The sequence below is a fragment of the Stenotrophomonas sp. 05L44_2 genome, assembly GCF_056665995.1.
The window spans coordinates 1-1,714 of the sequence record NZ_JBFTNR010000815.1 but is presented as its reverse complement, the minus strand read 5'-3'; the positions used below and the strand labels follow the sequence as shown (position 1 = coordinate 1,714).

The 1,714-nt window shown below is 65.4% G+C and carries 1 protein-coding gene; it reads left to right on the top strand.

The features are described from left to right. A partial coding sequence (locus AC1VAN_RS20940) for a potassium transporter Kup (protein WP_480986648.1) occupies positions 1-1,350 on the top strand: 1,350 nt, incomplete at its 5' end. Between the last annotated feature and the right edge of the window lie 364 nt (positions 1,351-1,714).

Here is a 1,714-nt window from a genome sequence, read left to right as displayed (position 1 = left end):
ATCTGGTTCATTTCGCTGGCCGCGATYGGCATCTACAACATCGTCGACGCGCCGGAAGTGCTGAAGGCGTTCAACCCGTGGTGGGCGATCCGCTTCTTCATGGAGCACGGCTGGCACAGCATCTTCATCCTCGGCGCGGTGGTGCTGGCGGTGACAGGTGGCGAGGCGCTGTACGCCGACATGGGCCACTTCGGTGCCAAGCCGATCCGCCACGCCTGGTACTTCTTCGTGCTGCCCTGCCTGGTGCTGAACTACCTGGGGCAGGGCGCGCTGGTGCTCAACCATCCCGAGGCGGTCAAGAACCCGTTCTTCGAGGCGGTGCCGTCGTGGGCGCTGTACCCGATGATCATCCTGGCCACGATGGCTGCGGTGATCGCCTCGCAGTCGGTGATCACCGGTGCGTTCTCGGTCTCGCGCCAGGCCATGCAGCTGGGCTACATCCCGCGCATGCGCATCAAGCACACCTCGCACGACACCATCGGCCAGATCTACATCCCCGGCATCAACTGGGGCATCGCGGTGATGGTGATCGGCCTGGTGCTGGCCTTCCGCAGCTCGTCCAACCTGGCCGTGGCCTACGGCATCTCGGTGTCGGCCACCATGCTGATCGATACCCTGCTGCTGGCCCTGGTTGCACGTTCGCTGTGGCCCAAGGCACGCAACTGGATCCTGCCCTTGTGCGTGGTGTTCTTCATCATCGATCTGGGCTTTGTCATCGCCAACGGCGCCAAGCTGCTGCAGGGCGCCTGGTTCCCGGTGGTGCTGGGCATCTTCCTGTTCACCATGATGCGCACCTGGCGCCGTGGCCGCGAACTGCTGCGCGACGAGATCCGCAAGGACGGCATCCGCATCGACACCTTCCTGCCGGGCCTGATGCTGGCGCCGCCGGTACGCGTACCCGGCACCGCGGTGTTCCTCACCGCCGACCCGGCCGTGGCCCCGCATGCGCTGATGCACAACCTCAAGCACAACAAGGTGCTGCACGAGCGCAACGTGTTCCTGCATGTGGTGACCCTGCCGGTGCCGTACGCGGCGGAAGGGCAGCGCCTGAAGATCGAATCGGTGGGCGATGAGTTCTATCGGGTCTACGTGCGTTTCGGCTTCATGGAGACCCCCGACGTACCGCTGGCGCTGATGCGCTCGTGCGACCACGGTGGCATCTACTTCGACCCGATGGACACCACCTTCTTCGCCAGCCGCGAGACCATCGTCGCCACCGCCAACCGTGGCATGCCGATCTGGCGCGACAAGCTGTTCGCGCTGATGCACAGGAACGCCGCCCCGGCGACGGGCTTCTTCCGGATTCCGGGCAACCGCCTGGTCGAGCTGGGCGCGCAGGTGGAGATCTAATCTCCACCTGCGCTACGTCCCACGATTTGCTGCGCAAATCGTGGGCCCCGCCCGCATYCCACCTTATCCCCSCGCCTGTCGGCGCGCCCCCTTGAACAACAAGGGGGCTCCACTTGCGGAGGCGCCGCGCGCCAGAAGCCGAGCCCACTCTGCTCCTCAGTTCCATCCACCCATGGCGTGGATCTACCGTGTCGACCAAGGTCGACACCCACCTATAGCAGGCCACGCCGTGTCGACCAAGGTCGACACCTACCAGGAGCAGACCATGCCATTCCGGCAGATCGCGGAGATCTGTCGAAGGCGGGGTGGGTCCGGTTGCGGGGGTGTCCGCGGCATGGATGCCGCGGCCAAGCCCCCATGGATG